Source organism: Alteromonas sp. KC3, assembly GCF_016756315.1.
Lineage (GTDB): Bacteria > Pseudomonadota > Gammaproteobacteria > Enterobacterales > Alteromonadaceae > Alteromonas.
The window spans coordinates 3298429-3319771 of record NZ_AP024235.1; the positions used below are offsets into that span (position 1 = coordinate 3298429).

Below are 21343 nucleotides of genomic sequence, written 5' to 3' on the forward strand. Positions count from 1 at the left end.
GTCTTTTTAAACGGGTATGTGACCGGGGCGCAGCTTTACAAGAAAGCTAAATATAGTTGGATAGCTTCCTGCTACTTAACGGACAAGACCTGCAAAGGAAATGATGTAATTGTCATGATATTTACTCCTTTACAGTTAGTTGATGATTAATTGAACGCGCGCATCATAATGAAACAATGAACACAACGCAATAAATGTTTTAAAAATTGCGAACTAAGCGAGTTAAGTAAAGTGATTACATGTATATGCTTGCGCTGCAATTTTTGTCGCGTAGCAGATTAATTGACGCAGTAATGCCAGCAACGTACTCTGTGACTACTTTGGAATGAAAACGCGTAACGGAATACCTATAATGAAATCAGCCAAAACACTTACCGCTATAACACTTTCCATTTGCCTAGCATCACTTTTAGGCTGCGCGGAACCTGAAACCTTAACGGCCTCCCCCTCACCTGTCGAAGAAACACAAGAAGCCAACCTTTTAAAGACGGGGCTAGCAGGGCGTATTCGCATTGAAGGGCAAGCGGTTAATTTTCAGTCGTTAGAACAACGACTGGCGCATTACAAGGTGCCAGGGGTGTCCGTCGCATTTATGCGAAATGGACAGCTAGCTTGGACTATGCAAAGCGGTGTTAAAGACGTAACAACCGAATTGGCGGTTGATGAAGAAACAGTATTCCAAGCAGGCAGTATTTCTAAGCCCGCATTTGCAGCAGTATTGATGAAGTATCGCCAAGATAACCCCATTGATTTAGATACCGACATAAATAACTTGCTTACCAGCTGGCAATTGCCCGAACACGAATGGACAGGCCAAGAGGCGGTGTCGTTACGCCGGCTGTTAAGCCATACAGCAGGCACTACAGTGCACGGCTTCCCCGGTTACGCCGCTGGTGAGCCAGTGCCAACTTTGCAGCAAGTGTTAGAAGGAAGCGAGCCTGCAAACACCAGCGAAGTAATAGTTGATATTAAGCCAGGCACGCAGATGCGCTATTCAGGTGGCGGCACCACGCTGGCGCAGCTTGCCTTGCAAGACTTAGCTAACGAACCTTTGCCGACTATGTCGCAACGGCTTTTATTCAAACCTTTAGGCATGACACGTTCAGGATACGAACAACCCATAACGACAAACCTATCCAACAATATGGCTACCCCTTACGACGGTGACGGTTCGCCAATTAAAGGTGGTGCGCATACCTACGCCACACTAGCTGCAGCTGGCATGTGGAGTACGCCATCAGACATGTTGAAGTTAGCAAGTAGTGTACGCAGTGCGTATTTGGGGCAAACCACAGACTGGATATCGCAAGCTACCGCACAAGAAATGTTAACCAACAATACGCCAAGTATTGAGCCACCCAATGTAGGAATAGGCTTTTTCATCAATATGGATGACAACGGTGAGATTTTAGGCTTTGGCCACGGCGGCGCAGATGCTGGATTTATGTCGCAGCTATACATTGAGCTAGGTTCGGGCAATGGCTACGCCATTATGACAAATGGCAACAACGGTAGGCAGTTAATCACTGAACTAGAAATACGCTTAAAAGAAGCGTTGGACGTTGGCTACTCAGAAGCTGAAATTAAAACACTAGTGCCCATTAGCCAAGACGAACTAAGCCAATACATCGGCACCTATGCGGTAACCAAACCAGTTATTGTTGATGTGGTGTTAGAAAAAACAGCCAACGGTTTTATGCTTAACGCCATACCTTATGTTGAAAATGAAGAGTATTTTCATGAAGGTGAAGGCCTATTTTTTGCGAAGAATGGCAGTAGTATTCGTTTTGAAATGGATGAAGAAAATGGGTTGGTCGAGGCGCTTGTGATGGATGGAGATATTCGGGGGATTAGGATTCAGTAAGTATTGGGTATCGTGCACAGAGATAGCGCCTAACAGCTACAGTATTCGGCCAATCTTGTAGAAGTAAAAAATACCACATTAGTAATACACTACAGGGAATCGTAATGACAACTAATAAACATTTTATTAATCTCGCTCAGTATTTTAGGCGGTCTATAATCGATAGTGAACGTCTGTCACCAAACACCCAGTCACTGCTAGATGCAATAAAACCACGCAAGCATAGCATAGTTAAAAGAGATGCACCTTTTGCTATTGCGTCGAACGTTTGGCAGTCGGGGGAATTAGATTCCGAAATAACTCAGGCCATTTTTAAGATACTTAAAGTAGATAAGACAACAAAGCAAATTGAGATCGTTCTGATGCCAAGGGTCGATTTGATAAAAGTCTCAGCAGGAAAATCTGTAGGTCAACCAAGCCCCATAATTGCTCCAATAGTCGCACAACTTCGCTTAAATAGAACTGGTGAATTACAACCCAGTGACAAACCGCCTTACGTTCCTAGAGAATGCTTAGCTCCTAATCAATCAGATCAAATCCCATTCGGAAAAGTGAGTACTATGGATGAGTTTATTGATCAAAACCCATTCAACGCAGCGAACTGGACTGAATTAACGGACTATTGTGATCGAATGATTGCGAGTTTGTTGGCCGATAAAATCATTAATAAAAAAGATGAATTGTCACCTACATTACAAGATTATGAGTTGCTCGACGAATATCAAATTCGTCAGGATATTAGTTTAGTTTTACTTGAGCCGCCTATTGTCGCAGGCTTTCATATACTGAAAATATATGATGCGATTTTGCGTGGTACGGAATTGAATCAATTATTCAAAAAAGTATTTTCGATTCACTCTGCCGCAGAAAAGCCATATAGAGATCTAACACTTGATATCGAAGAATGTAAAAACCATGTTGGGCAAATGACTGCTGAATTTCCTTTAGCGGAAAAACAGCGCAATGCTCTTCATTACGTAGCAAGGATGGATGAAGGAGACTTGCTAGCTGTTAACGGGCCGCCCGGCACCGGCAAAACGACGCTGCTGAGATCAGTCGTAGCAGATTCATGGGTACGTGCTGCTATACTAAGAAAAGAACCCCCGATTGTCGTTGCAACTTCAAGTAGTAATCAGGCTGTAACGAATATTCTAGATAGTTTTAGTAAGATTGAAGAGACTAATGTTGAGGAGGCATTGAAAGGACGTTGGTTACCAAATATCAATGCCTATGGCCTTTATGCCTGTGGAGACAATAAGGCTAATAAAGAAAACCCGTATTCTTATGTTACTAAAAAAGGGGCGGGCATCATGCAGGCGATGGAAAGTGATGTGCCCATCGAAGAGATGAAAAAACATTTCTTAATGTCTTTTAATACATGGAGCATCGACAACAAGGTTGACGATGTTAAGCAAGCTGAAGATTCACTTTACAAAGCGCTATGTCAGTGCACTCAAATGCAGCAAAATATTCAAAAACAGTTTTTAAATACAAAACAGCAATTGAATATCTGCGAAAAGCGATATGGCTCAAAAGAGAATCTATATTCTCAAATCGAAAAGTTATCTAGTGAAAAACGAAAGCTAGAATGTGCCATTGCAAACAATGAATCTCTTATCACAGAATTTTTGCTTCAGTGGCAAAAACGACCTTGGTTTGCAAAACTTTTTTCATTTATCCCAGCAGTCAAAAGGCAATGGAGTTTAAACAATGAAATCCTAGCCCGTAAACTTTTTCTGTCCATCAATACTTTAGACGCTGGTTTAATCACAGATAATATTATTCGCCATACGATCAGCACTAAAAGCATAGCACTTTCGACTGATCTAGCAGAACTTGAAAACGAATACATTACGGCACTATCATTCCAAGAGCAACTCGAAAAGGACTCACTGTTGCTAACTGACTTATTAAGCAATGTGTCTTTAGATCAGAAAATAGAAACAATAACTTATGGCGACTTAGTCAATAGAATTGACACTCAATTGCGTTTTAGAGCGTTTAAGTTGGCTACTCACTATTGGGAAGCTCGTTGGATTAATGATGCTTCTCGAATGAATAGTCAGCCTAGAACACCAGCTGAGAGAATCCAAGCTTATCGACGCTACGCAAAATTAACCCCCTGCTTTGTCGCGACATTCAACATGCTTCCTAACTTTTTTGAAGTTTCTGAAAAGGATGGGGACGGCTGGAAAAGTACACCTATGGTTGATAGTGTTGACCTATTGATTGTTGATGAAGCCGGTCAAGCACTTCCTCATGTCGCAGCGGCAAGTTTCTTAGTTGCCAAAAAAGCTTTACTAGTGGGAGATGTCAATCAAATAGAACCTGTATGGAGTCTTTCCAAAGGGGTAGACAAAGCAAATTTGACGTTAACTAATTTGATTAATAAGCAACTTGACTATGAATCGTTTTGGCTTGACAGCGAGATGATTGCAAGTAGTGGTAATTTAATGAAAGTTGCCCAACGACAGTCGCATTACTGTCAGTTTGAGGACCTCGAAAAAGGCTTGTTCTTAACCGAGCATAGGCGCTGTTACGATTCAATTGTTCATTATTGTAATAAACTAGTCTATAAAGGGCATTTGGAGCCCTTGCGTGGTGAAAGCTCAAAAGAACAACTTTTTCCATCGATGGGGTTTGTAAATCATGTAAGCTTTTCTCAACGCCTCGGAACCAGCCGCATTAACTTGATAGAAGCTGAGTTTATCTGTAAGTGGATCATTGAAAATAAGCAGGCCCTAGCATGTGATAACAAACTTGAAAAAGCTGTTGCAATCATTACTCCCTTCAAAATGCAGGAAAAAATTATTCGCCAAGCGCTTAATAAGCACGGACTTGTAGGCATAAAAGTGGGGACGGTTCACGTTTTTCAAGGCGCTGAATGTGATGTGGTTTTGTTTTCTTCCGTTTATGCTTCAAATGATGGTAGCGGTAGTAAATTCTACGATCGCGGAAGCAATATGCTAAATGTAGCTGTTTCAAGAGCTAAAAATTCTTTTATTGTTTTCGGTGATGCTAATATTTTCGGAGCTGACAATTCGTCTAGCCCTTCAAGCTTACTCAAAGGTTTATTAACTAGATTTTCTACGCAAAAATCTGTAATAAACCACAAACAGATGTAAGTTCTAAAGGAAGTTTAACCTTCAAAAAATGGTCGCTTAGCAGGTTGCAACTGTGCAATTTTATAGATATTTGTGTTATCGCATAGCAAGAAAAAGAGTTTTACCATGTAAACTTAGAAACTTGGTCGTGTTTTGGTTTGTCCATATTTACCGTAGTGCACTAAGGAATCTCAAAAACACATACTGGCAACTATTGAACCTAAATTTGATTTCGAAAGTCCAATATTGAACATTTAACGATAGATAAATTTCAAGTTAAGGGTTGAGAGAACACATATCAGCTCACTTTAGTACCTAGCCAATTGCGAGAGGCTGAAAGCATTATGCTGTACCATTGCAATCAGCCAGAATTTCAAACCCTTTTGTTTGTTGCGTTACACGCCCCACGTCTTTATTAGCTCTTGAAAGGCAACATCTTTCCACTCATCACGCCATTCATCTAAATATTTAATATCTGTTGAAGACGGCGGTAAGTCACACTTACCTACTTTTATAAGAGAGGGCACAGAAACGGCATCTCCAATCAGCAAAGCTTCACCTTCTTGAATCGACCAGACTTCTCTAAACCGCTATTTTTAAGACATAGCCAAAATTGGCTGAAAATTTTTTTAAGATATTTTTTATCGCTCATAAAAGCAGCAAAAAAGACAATCAAGATCGCTTGCGATCAATTGCCAATTCCTCAATTTTCTCATACTATCAATTTGTTCACATACAGAGATTAAACATGGCCGATGATATTTTGACCATTCAAGAGGTCGCCACCTACCTAAAGCTAAATGAAAAGACGGCATATCGACTTGCAAGTGAAGGAAAATTGCCTGGTTTTAAGGTGGGTGGAAGTTGGCGTTTTAAGCGCATAGATTTGGAAAAGTGGATTGAAGAACAAAAACAAAAATAAGGAATGTTATGAAATTTAATGAAGATTCTCGCGTTAAGATTCCAGCTATTTTGCATTTAATGCGTCTAGGCTACCAGTACTTATCACTTAAAGGACAAAGCTGGGATCTAGATACCAATATCTTCCCTGAATTATTTAAAACCGCTATCAGCAAAATTAACCCAGGTATTGAAGAAGCTGAATCTGGTCGACTATTAGAAGATGTAAAACTACTCCTTGATAATGAAGACCTAGGTCGAGCTTTCTTTGAGCGCCTGTCTGAGCGTTCAAATACCAAGTTGATTGACTTTGAAAACTTTAATAACAACACCTTCCATGTTGTCACCGAGCTAACGTGCCAGAATGGCGATGAAGAGTTCCGCCCAGATATCACGCTGCTCATCAATGGTATGCCGCTTGTGTTTATCGAGGTGAAAAAGCCGAATAACCGCGAAGGTATTTTGGCAGAGCGGGACCGCATCAATAAACGCTTTCAAAACCCTAAATTTAAACGTTTTGCCAACATCACCCAGTTTATGATTTTCTCTAATAACATGGAGTACGATGATGGCGACCCAGAACCAGTTCAAGGTGCTTTTTACGCTAGTAGTTCTTATCACAAACCAGTCTTTAACTATTTCCGCGAAGAAGAAATCTTAAATTTAACCGCCCTGCTAAAGTCAGTGTCGGATGATGACGAGCTAAAAGTCTTAAAAGACAACAATCTGGAAGTAATCCGTAGTAACCCAGAATTTCAAACCAACAAGCAACCAGAACGACCGACCAATCGCATATGTACTTCGTTGTTATCCCGTGAGCGCTTAGCCTTTATTTTACGTTATGCCTTAACCTATGTGTTGGAAACTGACGGATTACAAAAACATATCATGCGCTATCCGCAGCTGTTTGCTACCAAAGCTATTGAAAATAAGCTCAGCAAAGGCATTAGAAAAGGTATTATTTGGCACACTCAAGGTAGTGGTAAAACCGCCCTTACTTATTACAACGTGCGCTTTTTAACCGACTATTTCCAAAAACAGCAAATCATCCCTAAATTTTATTTTATTGTTGACCGCTTAGACTTACTGCAACAAGCGCAGCATGAATTTACCGCCCGTGGTTTAACCGTTCACACCATAAACTCGCGGGATGCCTTTACGCGTGATATCAAAGCCACACAAGTGCTCCATAATCATTCTGGCAAGCCAGAAATCACCGTAGTAAATATTCAAAAGTTTAAAGATGACCCTGATGTAGTTAGCACTCAAGACTACAACGTAGCGATACAGCGCGTGTACTTTTTAGACGAAGTTCACCGCAGCTATAACCCCAAAGGCAGTTTTTTAGCCAACTTGAGCCAGTCTGACAGCAACGCCATCAAAATTGGCTTAACGGGCACCCCGCTATTGGGCGATGACTACAACTCACGCGCTTTGTTTGGTGACTACATTCATAAGTACTACTACAACGCGTCCATTGCCGACGGTTACACTTTGCGCTTAATCCGTGAAGAGATCAGCACCCAATACAAAATCGATTTGCAAAAAGCCCTTGAAGAAGCCGAAGTGAAAATGGGCGATGTTGATCGTAAGCTGATATACGCCCACCCAAATTTTGTTGAACCTATGCTCACTTACATAGTGAACGACTTTGAAAAAAGTCGTGGTGCATTGAATGATACTAGCATTGGCGGGATGGTGATCTGCGATAGTTCAGACCAAGCGAAGCAGATGTTTGAAATATTCAATGAGATTTATGCCGAAACGCCTATTCTTCCACAAAAAGTAGGTGACTCAAATAGCCAAGTACTCGAAGTCACTGAACCTGCTCCAACAGCTTATACCGAATCAGCTAAACAAGCCCAAAAAGTAAAAAACGCCGCCCTGATCCTGCACGACATCGGCACAAAAGAAGAACGTAAAAACTGGGTAGAAGATTTCAAAGCCGGCAAAATCGACTTTTTGTTTGTGTACAACATGCTACTCACGGGCTTTGATGCCAAGCGCCTGAAAAAGCTCTACCTTGGCCGAGTTATTCGCAAACACAACTTGCTTCAAGCCCTCACGCGTGTAAACCGTACATACAAAGATTTTCGCTATGGTTATGTGGTGGATTTTGCCGATATTCGTAAAGAATTTGATGCCACTAACAAGGCCTATTTCGACGAATTACAGTCGGAACTTGGCGATGAGATGGAGCACTATTCAGACCTGTTTAAATCTCAGGAAGAGATCAAACAAGAAATCGAGCATATCAAAGATATTTTGTTCCGCTTTGATACAGAGAACATGGAAGAGTTCTGCAACCAAATCAGCCAAATACAAGACCGAGATACGGTACTGGCGCTAAAGAAAGCCTTAGCTGATGCTCGCAGCTTGTATAACCTCATTCGCCTGCAAGGTGAGTATGACTTTCTGGATGAACTGGATTTTGCCAAGCTTAATGTGCTTTACCGCGAAACCAGTAACCATTTAGACCTACTAAACCTCAAAAACGATTTGGAGAGCGGCCAAGACACCAGCAACCTGCTCAACCGCGCTTTAGAAGACGTGATCTTCAAGTTTGTAAAAATCGGCGAAGAAGAACTGGTCCTGGCCGACAAGTTGAAAAGTACCTTGCGCCAAACCCGTGAAGCACTAGCCAGCAACTTTGATCAGCAAGATCCACAGTTTATTAGCTTGAAAGAAGAACTAGAGCGCTTGTTTAAGAAGAAAAACCTCAGCGAAGTCACCCAGGACGAAATGGTTGCAAACATTGACGCGCTCAATAAAATTCACGACCGTGTGAAAGAACTCAATCGCCAAAACAACCAGCTGCGACAAAAGTATCTAGGTGATGCCAAATACACTCGTATTCATAAGCGCTTGCAAGAACGTGGGGATATTTCAGACAGTGAGCGAAAAATATTTGAGGCTTTAGTTGGCGTGAAACAAGATGCCGATGAGCAAGTCCTCAACAATAGCCAAGTGCTCGACAATGAAAGTTACTTCGAGCGTCAAATGATGCCGCTGGTAATAGCGCGCTTTATGAAAGAACAAAATATCAAACTTAACGCAGACGCATCTCGTTATATCAACCACCTCGTCGTCGCGGAATATTTAAAAGAATTTAATACCGGCAGCCAAATTTGGTAGTGCCGGTAACACTAATTAGGAAACACAATTACAATGGTTGAATTAGAATTTCAGCAAAAAACTAAAACCCTGATTGATAGCTTAAAAAGCATCTGTGCCAACTATGGTTTAGGAAATGACGGTAACGAATTTAAAATCATTACCCAAACGTTTTTGTATAAGTTTTTAAACGACAAGTTCGCCTTTGAAGCGAAAAAGCTCGACGACAACATTGCCAAGGCGGACAAGTGGGAAGAAGTCCTCGCGGCTATGTCGGAAGATGACCTCGACATGCTTCAACTGCAAATGGGCGGCGACACCGCACGGTTGAAACCGCAGCACTTTATTAGCTACCTATTTAGCCAGCAAAATGCCCCTGACTTTGCCAAGCTGTTTGACGATACCCTCATCGACATTGCTATAACCAATAACGATGTGTTTGCAGTAAAAACCGATGGAGGCGCAAAAGTGGTGCTGTTTGACCGCATCAGCCAATACATTGCTGACGACTCAAAACGCGATGCCTTCTGCCGCGCCATTATCAATAAATTAGTGGAGTTCAGTTTTGAGCGTATTTTCACTCAAAAATTCGACTTCTACGCCACCATCTTTGAATACCTGATCAAAGACTACAACAGCAATTCTGGCGGTAAATACGCTGAGTATTTTACCCCTCATGCAGTAGCACGCATTATGGCGGAAATCTTAGTACCCAAAGAACAGCGCGGCACAGTACGTAATGTCAGTTGTTACGACCCATCGGCAGGGTCTGGCACTTTGTTAATGAACGTTGCGCACGCCATTGGTGAAAATCGCTGTAGCATTTACACGCAAGATATTTCACAAAAATCATCAAACCTGCTGCGTTTAAACCTGATCTTAAATAATTTGGTGCACTCAATCCCGAATGTGATCCAGGGTAATACCGTTTGGCACCCTTATCACAAAGACGGTAAAGAGTTAAAACGCTTTGACTACATCGTCTCAAACCCGCCATTTAAACTCGATTTCAGCGACTTTAGAGATGAGCTAGACAGCAAAGAGAACAAAGAACGCTTTTTTGCTGGTATTCCTAAAACACCAGCTAAAGCCAAAGATAAAATGGCAATTTACTCGCTGTTTTTACAACATATCATTGCTTCGCTTAAACCTAATGGTAAAGCGGCTGTTGTAGTACCAACCGGCTTTATTACTGCGCAATCGGGTATTGATAAAAAAATTCGTGAACATTTGGTGAAAAACAAAATGCTGGCGGGCGTTGTTTCCATGCCATCGAATATTTTTGCCACCACAGGCACTAACGTATCCATCCTGTTTATCGACGCCAGCAACGATGGCGATGTGGTACTGGTAGATGCTTCCAACTTGGGCGAAAAAGTCAAAGACGGCAAAAACCAAAAAACCGTATTAACCTCCGATGAAGAACAACAAATTATTGATGTCTTTAACGCCAAAGAGACAGTAGATGATTTTTCTGTCGCTGTGCGTTATGACGACATTCAAGCCAAAAATTACTCGTTAAGTGCAGGCCAGTATTTTGATGTCAAAATCGAATATGTAAATATTACCCCGGAGCAGTTTGCAGAGAAAATGCAGGACTTTACCAATAACTTGGATAACATGTTTTCCCAGTCTCGTGAATTAGAAGCGGAGATCAAAAAACAGTTGGCGGGGTTAAAGTTTAATGGATAAAACAATAGGTCTAGCTTGTAACATATCAACTGGGAAACTAGATGCCAATCAAGCGATTCCAGGTGGAGAATATCCATTTTTTACTTGCGCTGAATTCCCTGATCAGATAGATCACTTTGCATATGATGATGATGTTGTGCTTGTAGCTGGTAACAATGCCCGGGGGAACTTTCATGTAAGTCGGTATAAGGGGAAATTCAATGCTTACCAGCGCACTTATATTCTAACCGCCAAAGAAGGCTTCAATATTGATTATGTTTATTACGCACTAAAACTCGAATTAAAGAGATTACGGGAAAAGTCACAAGGCTCTCAGACTAAATTTTTGACGATGCCAATTCTCACAGGAATCCACTTTCGCGATATTACAGGTGATGAACAATCAAAAATCGCCAATGTATTAAGTGTCATCGATAAAAAAATCGAACTCAATAACCGCATCAACGCCGAGCTGGAGGCCATGGCCAAAACCCTATACGACTATTGGTTTGTACAGTTCGACTTCCCCGATGCCAATGGCAACTCCTACAAGACCTCCGGTGGCAAAATGGTATACAACCCAATCCTAAAACGGGAAATACCGGAGGGATGGGAAGTAAAAAATCTAGGTGACATTTCTCATATTAAAGCCGGCGGAGATAAGCCGACAGGATATTCTGAAACACAAACAGATGATAACCAAGTCCCTATATTTTCAAATGGAATCACTGAAGATGGTCTTTATGGCTACACAAGCAAAGCCACAATTGAATTTCCGAGCATTACAGTCTCTGCGCGTGGAACAATTGGTTATGCTGTATTGAGAACGAAACCATTCGTCCCAATAATTCGATTACTTGTATTGACACCGTATCATAGCGAAGACATTAAATTTTTAGATGAGGCAGTCAAACGAATAGGGTTCGAAAACTCAGGGTCGGTTCAACAACAGTTAACAGTACCGCAAATTTCCAAGATTAATATTATTTATCCACCGCAAATAATTCGTGAACAGTATGCTGGCGCAGTTATGGGTAGTGTGAAAAAAATTGAATTGCTGAAGGAGCAAAGCCGAGATCTTAAGGCTTTACGCGACTGGCTTCTCCCCATGTTAATGAACGGCCAGGTAACAGTAAAATGATTAATACTGCGTTTCGGGTCTTACTCACAGCTAATGCTACATCGCTACTGGTGATTATCTATTTGGTGCAAAAAGGCATCACGATTAGTCAATTATTCGGTGGACTAGATTGTTTCAGTTGGACAGTTAAACTTCCGAACGCAGCCTCGTATTTGTTTTATTTGGCCATACCCATCTTATCGACGGGTTTGAGTATTTGGCTGAGTCAATACTTGGGTAAAGACGAATTTAAAGAGGGTGAAGTCGCTAGTATTGAACATGCAAATAACAGCTTTCTACCCAGTTACTTGGGCTACTTTTTTGTGGCGCTGAGCATAGGCAACTGGGAAACCCTGTGGTTTGTGTATGGGGTGTTGTTCGTATTCACCTTTCTTTCGCAGGCACTCTACTTTAATCCACTGTTTTTGTTGTTTGGTTATGAGTTTTACAACATCACGACTAAAAACGGCACAGCCATTTTTCTGATTAGCAAAGCGCGCTACAAAAAACCTGATGACATTCAAATACCGTTGGCTTATCGAATTAATAATTATACTTTTATCGAGCGAGAGTAATGATGGACCATATACTGGCACACATAAAAACAAGAGCAAAAAAACGCACTTTTAAATTAGTTTCGGATCAATCTCTATTTGATACAGTCAAAGTCGATTTGAACGCCTGTGTTCCATACGACCCTGACCATAACCTCGATGAAGACTCGTGGTTCAAAATTGAAGGCTTTAGCAACCAAGCCTACGGTTTAGAACTATTGAAGAAAAAGTTCGATTCAAAAGATTACCATGATTTAACTAAAGCTAATTTTTCTAAAATTGCTTATTTATTTGCTGTTCAGGGCGACGACTTTTATTTTCAAAAAATAACCCCTAGCCTTTTTGTTAAGCGCAAAACACTGGTGTTTGGTGAAACGGCTGAGCTTGAAAAAAGTCAAACGCGCTTAGTAATTAATGTGTTACCTGATGCCGTGTATTTCAAAGCAGCGGATACTTTAATATTCAAAAGCTTGGCAACGATTTCAAGTATATTTAAAGGCATAGATGAACTGTACAAAGAAGCGACTAAAGAAGAAGTTGAACAGTTCTTAGATGAGTCATTTATAGAACTGAGCAACAATTACAGCATCGAAAAAGTATCAAAGCCAAATCGAAAGCGTATTGGTCTTGCCATGAAAACGCTTGAAGGAATGTCAGCCGGTGATAAAACCAATATGCTTGAGTACATAGATGGATACTGCGAGCAAAGACTTAAATTTGATCAACAGAATCAAAAGTTTGAAATCTCAACGGATGAAGACTTGAAATTGTTGGTTTATGGCATAGAACAGCGCTTTTACACCACCCCCTTTGGTAAGGAAAAACGCCTAGCAAATTCAGTACAAGCTATAAAATAATAATCAAGGAAGAATTTTTATGTCTTACAAAGCAGAGTTTTCGGGATGGGATTCCCTTACAATAGAAGATCTTCTTGTTGCCTACCGAAAAGCAAAAGCCGACTGTTTCTTCGAAAACACCTTTCCAACAGCAATTAAATTCGCTGAATACGAGCAAGATCTACTCACCAACCTAAAAGCTCTGTTAGGTCAATTGCAAGCCGATGCTGGTTTTGCTGAAAATGTAGAATTACTTGGGGACTTTCGTTTACTGCCCAAGAAGCTATCCACTGAAAGAAAATCAGATTCAGGCGACAATGGCCACGTTCATTTCTCAAAACCTGATAGAGCGGTTGAAAGCCTGTTTAAAAATTACAATGTAGTACCTGAATTTAGAATTGTCGGCGACTTTCCTGTAAATACCCACGTTATTTCTGCATTGTGGATCAATATGATTGGTCACAAGTTTGACGCCAAACTAGACGATAGCTGCTACGGCGCCAGACTCAAAAGAATTCGTAATGATGAACTGTTTACAGAAAATAATGAAAAACCATTTCATGTCAGCTCTGTAGGCTCTTTTGTACCATATTTTCAACCTTACCAAAAATGGCGTAATGATGGCTTAAAAACAATAAGGGAAGAGTTGGAAAAAGACCGAGATATAATCGCTGTATCTCTGGATTTGAAAAGCTACTACCATTTTATCGACCCTCTAGTTACCTCCGCTTCAGCACTTATAGAAGCTCTAGATTTGAACTTATCTGATGAAGAAAAATCCTTCACTAAGCAGCTATCACTATTTCTTAATGCGTGGGCCAGCGGCGCCACCAAATTTGGTAAATCCGTTGGTGGTCAAAGAGCAAAAATTAGCGGAGGGTTAGTCATCGGCCTGACATGTAGCAGAGTTATTTCGAATGCTTTATTGCACAAGTGGGACCGGCTTATTGTCGAAAAGCTCTCACCTATTCACTATGGTCGTTACGTTGATGATATGTTCCTTGTGTTGCGCGATACGGGGAAAATCTCAAATAGCCAAGACTTTATGCTTTTATTACAAGAGCGAATGGGTGAAAAGTGCATTGCACAAAGTCCCAAAAACAATAAAGTATGGGAAATTAATCAAGGCGATGACGTACAAGGTAACTCCACAATATCGCTTCAGTCAGACAAACAAAAATTATTTATCCTGCAAGGCCGTGCTGGCTTAGACCTGTTGGATAGTATCGAAAAGGAAATATACGAATTATCTAGTGAGCATCGCCTCATGCCCTCGCCCGACCAATTGGAACATTCAACCGCAGCTAAAGTACTCTCAGCTGCTGGAAGTGTGGGTGAAAATGCAGATACTTTAAGAAGAGCCGATGGATTAACGATCCGTCGTTTGGGTTGGTCACTACAATTGCGTCACGTAGAAACCCTAGCTCGGGATTTACCGCCGAATCAATGGAAAGAGCAAAGGGAAGAGTTTTACCAATTTGCTCATAATCATATCTTGCGAGCAGACAATCTATTTGCTCATTTTAATTACTTACCTAGATTGCTTGGATTTGCAATCAGCATGAATGAATGGGAACAAGCTGAACAAATCGCAGTGAAGTCCTATCAAGCAATAGATATACTCGCCAAAGAGGTAGGCAGAGGACAGAAAGTTCGAATCAATGGATGTGACGCTAAAGTCTTGAAAGACCTTTGGGGCTACATAAAAGGCACCTTAACCTGGTTATTTATTGATGCCGCTACACGCTACCATGATCCAAGTAAACTATTCCTTGGGGAACGTTCGAGCAAGAAAAAGCGTCTAGCTAACTTATTCTTAAAACAAATTGTCGAAACACTGAGTAGTTTCGAAGCACTACTAGAGCTTAGTTTTGATGTGGCAGAATTTGAAAACAAAGCGCCTTTAGTCGCATCAGCAGACCTTGCAAAAGAAGCATATAAGTACATCATAAATAGTCGTTCCGCTGAGCAGTTAGTAGGTAAGCGAAATGCAAAAAAAGAAAAACAAATTCTGGATTTGCTCGGTGATTCTGGGCTCATTGAAGTACCTATATTCGAGCAGTTTATAAACTCTACCCGAAAAACGAGACTAGGCAACGTCACAAAAGGGCAAAAGAAAAACGATAGCTTCCTGCCGTACCTTTTCCCAACCAGACCATTATCTCCACTGGAAATATCTGAGCTAGCCCCTGAATGTGTCGGTTTACCCTCTGCATCCGGAAAACCTCCAGTATTTGGGCCCTCTGTTACATGGGCAAAATACACGCAAGTACTGCGTGGTGTATGGATAAAGCCAACCCTACTTGCTGCTGAGCAAGATGCTGATGAAAAGCCTTCAACACGCCGAAAGAAATTCATTAATGTAGGTACGGGCAGCAAAGACAAGGTGATCGTAGCGCTAACTAATCTTCGCACTGAGGACAACGACTGGGCATCGACAGCATGCAACAAGCCAAATTTAAGTCGAAAGCGTTATCAAAAAATTTCTAAATTGGTCAACGATGTTCTGAAATTAAAACCAAAACCTGATTACGTACTTTTTCCTGAACTATCAATTCCACTGAGATGGCTTAACAGTATTGCTGCTAGATTAAGTAGCGCAGGGATAAGCATTATTGCAGGAACAGAGTACCAACACGTTGGAGCTAATAAGATATACAGTGAGGCCTCAATGATTTTGTCGGATAACCGTCTCGGTTATCCTACCTTTGTAAAAATTAGACAACCTAAACTTGAGCCAGCTGTTGGTGAGGACAAAGAGCTTACTAGTAAGTTTGGAAAGCAATGGGACTCATTAGGGAAATCACCAAAACCTGTATATATACATGACGGCTTTAATTTTGGTGTTATGGTTTGTTCAGAGTTACAGAACAGTAAAGCACGAGTTCGCTTCCAAGGGGCCGTTGATGCATTGATGGTGCTTAGTTGGAATAGAGATCTTGATACCTTCGCGTCTCTAATCGAATCTGCGGCTCTAGATGTTCATGCTTATACAATTTTAGTTAACAATCGCAAATATGGTGACAGTCGAGTTCGTTCACCAGCAAAAGAGGGGTTTCTGCGTGATATCGCGCGTTTAAGAGGTGGTGATAATGATTTCGTGGTAGCTGCTACGATAGATATCACAGCTCTTCGGGCTTTTCAAAGCAGAGCTAAACGCTGGCCCGAAAATAACGATAAATTTAAGCCCGTACCTGAAGGCTTTCGATTGGCAAATAACCGAAAAGTACTTCCTCCTAAATAAGGCTGTAAGAAAACAAAAAAGCGAACCAACTGGTTCGCTTTTTCAATTTTTACTGACCTCAAGATTCAACTATCGGTTGCAAACTTTATTTGAGTTGCAAACTTAATTCCGATAGTTGCAATCTTTATTCGAGATCGACAACACCCTATTCCTCAGAATAGCTCTCAATGCTAGGGCAAGAACAAATTAGGTTACGGTCACCGAATACGTCATCAATACGGTTAACCGTTGGCCAGAATTTGTTTCTGTGTACTTCTGGTGCTGGGTACGCTGCTAGCATGCGGTCGTAGCTGCGGTTCCAGTCGCTGTCACAGATGTCTGCTAGCGTGTGTGGTGCGTTGTGTAGTGGATTGTCAGTGGCATCCCACTCACCGCTTTCTACTTTTGCCACTTCTTGGCGAATGCTAATCATGGCATTAATGAAACGGTCTAGCTCGTACTTTGCTTCCGACTCTGTTGGCTCAATCATAAGCGTACCCGCTACTGGGAAGCTCATAGTTGGCGCGTGGAAACCGTAGTCGTTTAGGCGCTTAGCAATGTCTACTTCGGTAACACCGCTAGCTTCTTTAAGCGGGCGCAGGTCAACAATACATTCGTGCGCAACGCGGCCGTTGTTACCTTTGTAAAGTACCTTGTAGTGCCCTTCTAGCTTCTTCGCTACGTAGTTAGCGTTAAGAATAGCTACTTCGGTTGCACGGCGTAGGCCTTCACTACCCATCATCTTAATGTACATGTAGCTGATTGGCAGAATAGATGCACTACCCCATGGCGCTGCCGAAACCGCACCACAGTCTTTACCTGCTGTCGCTACGTCTACCACTGTATGGTTTGGTAGGAATGGTGCAAGGTGCGACTTAACACCAATTGGTCCCATACCTGGGCCGCCACCACCGTGTGGAATACAGAAGGTTTTGTGTAAGTTAAGGTGCGATACGTCTGAACCAATAAAGCCAGGTGACGTAATGCCCACCTGCGCATTCATGTTCGCGCCGTCCATGTAAACCTGACCGCCGTACTCGTGAACAATGTCACAAATCTCGCGTACGGTTTCTTCGTATACACCGTGGGTAGACGGGTATGTAATCATGGCACAAGACAGGTTCTCACCCACTTCTTCAGCCTTCTTACGAAGGTCGTTAAGGTCTACATTACCGTTTGAATCACAGGCAACAACCACAACTTTTAGGCTAACCATTTGCGCAGATGCTGGGTTAGTACCGTGTGCAGAGCTTGGAATTAGGCACACGTTTCTGTGACCTTCGCCGCAGCTTTCGTGATAACGCTGAATAGCTAGTAGGCCTGCGTATTCACCCTGTGCACCCGAGTTAGGCTGCATTGAAAGTGCGTCGTAGCCCGTTACGTTAATTAGCCACTTGGCTAGCTCGGCAATCATTTCTTGATAGCCTGTTGCTTGATCTAGTGGTGCAAACGGGTGAAGCTGGCCAAATTCAGCCCATGTTACTGGGATCATTTCAGCAGTCGCGTTTAGCTTCATGGTGCACGAACCCAATGAAATCATTGAGTGGTTAAGCGCCAAGTCTTTGTTTTCAAGGCTCTTGATGTAACGCAGCATCTCTGTTTCTGAGTGATACTGGTTAAATACTTCGTGCGTAAGAATATCGCTTGTACGTACTAGCGCTTCAGGAATAGATTTCACTTCCTGCGTAGTCACTTCAGCGTCTAGGCCTTCTACTGTTAATCCGTGATCGTCACCTAGAATAACGTCGAATAGCGCAACAATGTCTTCACGCGTTGTGGTTTCATCTAGTGCTACACCTACCGCGCCTTCTAAGTCGGCACGCAGGTTCATGCCTTTTGCATATGCTTTTGCTAGTACGTCTTCTTTATTGTTTACCATTACGGTTAGCGTGTCGAAGTACGTGCTGTGCTTAAGGGCTACGCCTTTTTCTGCACCTTTTTGTGTTAGGCCAGTAGCAAGAATGTCAGCAAAACGGTGAATGCGCTCAGCAATGGTTTTAAGGCCTTGTGGACCGTGGTACACCGCGTAGAAGCTTGCCATGTTGGCAAGTAGTACCTGCGCTGTACAAATGTTCGAGTTCGCTTTTTCACGGCGAATGTGCTGTTCACGCGTTTGTAGCGCCATACGCAGTGCTTGGCGGCCACGGGTGTCTTTACTAACACCAATGATACGGCCAGGTAGTGAACGCTTATAGCTGTCGCGTGTTGCAAAGAATGCCGCGTGCGGACCACCGTAGCCCATTGGTACACCAAAGCGCTGTGCACTACCAAGTGCAACGTCTGCGCCTAGCTCGCCTGGCGACTTAAGCATAACTAAGCTCATTAGGTCTGCCGCTACTGCCACAATACCTTTTTTCGCTTGTACCGCAGCAATGATGTCGCTGATGTCTTTTACTTCACCTGTGGTAGTTGGGTATTGAAGTAGCGCACCAAATACGTCGTGCTCTGCCGCTTCTTCTGCTGCACCTTTGATGATTTCAAAGCCGAACATTTCCGCGCGAGTTTCAACCACGTCAATAGTTTGTGGGTGTACGTCGTTAGCAATAAAGAAAGCGTTCGATTTTTTGTTTTTAGATACACGCTTGGCAAGGCCCATCGCCTCTGCCGCGGCTGTCGCTTCGTCTAGTAGTGAAGCAGACGCTAGCTCAAGGCCAGTAAGGTCGATAGTAACTTGTTGGAAGTTAAGAATGGCTTCTAAACGGCCTTGTGCAATTTCTGGCTGGTAAGGCGTGTATGCTGTGTACCAACCTGGGTTTTCTAGCACGTTGCGCAGAATTACGTTTGGTACGTGTGTGTCGTAGTAACCCATACCAATGAAAGAACGGTTAATTTTGTTCTTTTGCGCAACCGCTTTTAATTCACTTAATGCTTCAACTTCTGTCGCACCTTCACCGCATTTTAGTGGCTCTGGTAGCGCAATACCTGCCGGTACAGTTTGCTCGATTAAATCGTCTAATGAGCTTGCACCAATGGCAGACAGCATTTCTTCAATTTCACCTTTACCCGGGCCAATGTGACGGCGGATAAATGTATCTTTTTGCTCTAGTTGAGCCAATGTAGGGGAAGTATTCGACATAACGTTGTTAAGCACTCGTAATGGTTGCCGCAAAGGGCGCGTTAAATCTTTAAGTTAAAAAGGGGCGCTAAATCTAGGCCCCTTTTTGAAACTGTGAATCTGTAAAACTGCGTAACGAATTACTCTTCGTCAATGCTGTTTTCGTAGCCTTCTGCGTCAAGTAGACCTTCTACTTCAGCCGCATCGTCAGCTTTGATTTTGAATAACCAGCCGTCGCCGTATGGGTCAGAGTTTACTAGCTCTGGCGAGTCTTCTAGGTCTTCGTTTACTGCAACGATTTCACCTGAAATTGGCGCGTATACGTCAGATGCTGCTTTTACCGATTCAGCAACACAAATGTCGTCACCAGTGCTAACGGCGTCGCCAACATCTGGCAATTCAACGAAAACCATGTCGCCAAGTAGGCCTTGTGCGTGCTCAGAAATACCTACAGTGAAAACACCGTCACCTTCAGGGCGAACCCATTCGTGCGTAGCGGCGTAGCGTAAATCAGTTGGGATGTTGCTCATAATCGTTCCTGTTATTCTCTGTTAACTTATAAAACACTTTTTCCATTGCGTACAAAGGAGGGCTTAACCACATTTACTGTAACCCACTTTTTGCGCATTTCCACTTCAACTGTCTCACCAACATCACTTGGTACTCGCGCCATGGCAATTGAGTGGCCCAATGTTGGAGAGAACGTACCTGAGGTGATAACACCTTCGCCGCTTTCAGTTTTCACTTTAAGACCATGTCGTAGCACGCCTTTTTCAGTCATTACCAAGCCTACTAGCTTGTCGGTACCCGCTTCACGCTGTGCTTCTAGTGCTTTACGCCCTACGAAGTCACGCTCTGCCGGTTCCCAAGTAATTGTCCAGCCCATGTTAGCGGCTAGTGGCGATACGGTTTCATCCATATCTTGGCCATATAAATTCATACCCGCTTCAAGGCGTAGCGTGTCACGTGCACCTAGGCCACATGGCTTAACGCCTGCATCTAGTAGTGCTTGCCAGAAGCTTTCTGCTTGCTCAGCTGGCACCATAATTTCGTAGCCTGCTTCACCTGTGTAGCCAGTGGTAGCGATGAACAAGTCTTCTGCTTGTACGCCAAAAAATGGCTTCATGCCTGCAACCGCTTCTTTTTGCGCTGCACTAAATAGCGTTGCCGCTTTTTCTTTAGCGTTAGGGCCTTGTACCGCAATCATGGCAAACTCAGGGCGCTCGGTAATGGTTACGTCAAAGCCTTCTGCTTTGCTCATTAACCAGTTCATGTCTTTTTCGCGCGTTGCTGAGTTAACTACCAAGCGATAGTTAGTTTCGTCGAAGTGATAAACAATAAGGTCGTCTACAACACCGCCTTCTTCATTCAGCATGCCGCTGTATAGCGCTTTGCCTTTGTCTTTCAACTTAGCAACGTCATTAGCTAGCAGGTACTGAAGATACGCTTTCGCTTGTGCACCTTTTACATCAACAATGGTCATGTGAGATACATCAAACATACCTGCGTCTTGACGCACAGCGTGATGCTCTTCAATTTGTGAACCATAGTTAATTGGCATATCCCAGCCGAAGAAATCGACCATTTTCGCACCCGCTTCTAGGTGCTTTGCGTGTAGGGCGGTGGTATTAGACATTCCACTTACTCTTTTTAATTGAAAGGTAGAAAACGACACTGAGTATAGTGAGCTAACGTTTGTGCAACAAATTGGAAATATTTATCAATACATTTAAAAAGCAAATGTATTACTGCCTGAACATCAGGAAATCAAATATCTTAATTTTATTTTTAATATATATGACCAAGGTTTCACGTACATTTCATTGAAGTCGACAGACTGCCTATTGATCTTGCGATTTGACTATTCACCTCATTGGTGTATTTTTAAGCTGTTGTTAACAT

At 42.5% G+C, this 21343-nt stretch carries 13 protein-coding genes; 9 read left to right on the forward strand and 4 right to left on the reverse strand.

Features of this window, described 5'->3' with window-relative positions; translation table 11 throughout:
• Window positions 1-352 precede the first annotated feature (352 nt).
• Window positions 353-1864, forward strand: coding sequence for a serine hydrolase domain-containing protein (locus tag JN178_RS14680; protein ID WP_202262192.1), 1512 nt, complete (start codon window positions 353-355; stop codon window positions 1862-1864).
• Window positions 1865-1968: 104 nt separating this feature from the next.
• A complete protein-coding gene (locus JN178_RS14685) occupies window positions 1969-4989 on the forward strand; it encodes an AAA domain-containing protein (RefSeq protein ID WP_202262193.1) in 3021 nt (1006 codons plus the stop codon).
• Window positions 4990-5363: 374 nt separating this feature from the next.
• On the opposite strand, the gene JN178_RS14690 is transcribed toward JN178_RS14685, so the two are convergent.
• A complete protein-coding gene (locus tag JN178_RS14690; RefSeq protein ID WP_202262194.1) occupies window positions 5364-5519 on the reverse strand; it encodes a hypothetical protein in 156 nt (51 codons plus the stop codon).
• A 197-nt stretch (window positions 5520-5716) separates the two neighbouring features.
• On the opposite strand from JN178_RS14690, the gene mads1 reads away from it, so the two are divergent.
• From mads1 to JN178_RS14725, 7 genes are all read left to right on the forward strand, one after another.
• Complete coding sequence (gene mads1 / locus JN178_RS14695) at window positions 5717-5890, forward strand: methylation-associated defense system helix-turn-helix domain-containing protein MAD1 (RefSeq protein WP_167658078.1); 174 nt, start codon at window positions 5717-5719, stop codon at window positions 5888-5890.
• 8 nt (window positions 5891-5898) lie between these two features.
• On the forward strand, window positions 5899-9003 hold the full coding sequence (locus tag JN178_RS14700) for a type I restriction endonuclease subunit R (protein WP_202262195.1): 3105 nt from the start codon (window positions 5899-5901) through the stop codon (window positions 9001-9003).
• 33 nt (window positions 9004-9036) lie between these two features.
• The gene (locus tag JN178_RS14705) at window positions 9037-10674 is read left to right on the forward strand and encodes an HsdM family class I SAM-dependent methyltransferase (protein ID WP_202262196.1); all 1638 of its coding nucleotides are present in this window, start codon (window positions 9037-9039) and stop codon (window positions 10672-10674) included.
• The gene (locus JN178_RS14710; protein ID WP_202262197.1) at window positions 10667-11794 is read left to right on the forward strand and encodes a restriction endonuclease subunit S; all 1128 of its coding nucleotides are present in this window, start codon (window positions 10667-10669) and stop codon (window positions 11792-11794) included. The genes JN178_RS14705 and JN178_RS14710 overlap by 8 nt, the downstream gene beginning before the upstream one ends.
• The gene (locus JN178_RS14715) at window positions 11791-12348 is read left to right on the forward strand and encodes a hypothetical protein (RefSeq protein ID WP_202262198.1); all 558 of its coding nucleotides are present in this window, start codon (window positions 11791-11793) and stop codon (window positions 12346-12348) included. The genes JN178_RS14710 and JN178_RS14715 overlap by 4 nt, the downstream gene beginning before the upstream one ends.
• A 197-nt stretch (window positions 12349-12545) precedes the next feature.
• Entirely contained in the window at window positions 12546-13184 is a 639-nt protein-coding gene (locus JN178_RS14720; RefSeq protein WP_232369580.1) for an ATP F0F1 synthase synthase, read from the forward strand.
• A gap of 19 nt (window positions 13185-13203) precedes the next feature.
• Entirely contained in the window at window positions 13204-16407 is a 3204-nt protein-coding gene (locus JN178_RS14725; RefSeq protein WP_202262199.1) for a hypothetical protein, read from the forward strand.
• 145 nt (window positions 16408-16552) lie between these two features.
• Here the strand turns inward: JN178_RS14725 and gcvP are convergent, their stop codons facing one another.
• The 3 genes from gcvP to gcvT form a co-directional block, all read right to left on the reverse strand.
• Window positions 16553-19462 carry an aminomethyl-transferring glycine dehydrogenase gene (gene gcvP / locus JN178_RS14730; protein ID WP_202262200.1) on the reverse strand — a complete coding sequence of 970 codons (2910 nt, stop codon included), beginning with the start codon at window positions 19460-19462 and terminating at the stop codon, window positions 16553-16555.
• 119 nt (window positions 19463-19581) lie between these two features.
• Window positions 19582-19971, reverse strand: coding sequence for a glycine cleavage system protein GcvH (gene gcvH / locus JN178_RS14735; protein WP_159626895.1), 390 nt, complete (start codon window positions 19969-19971; stop codon window positions 19582-19584).
• Window positions 19972-19997: 26 nt separating this feature from the next.
• A complete protein-coding gene (gene gcvT / locus JN178_RS14740) occupies window positions 19998-21077 on the reverse strand; it encodes a glycine cleavage system aminomethyltransferase GcvT (protein ID WP_202262201.1) in 1080 nt (359 codons plus the stop codon).
• Between the last annotated feature and the right edge of the window lie 266 nt (window positions 21078-21343).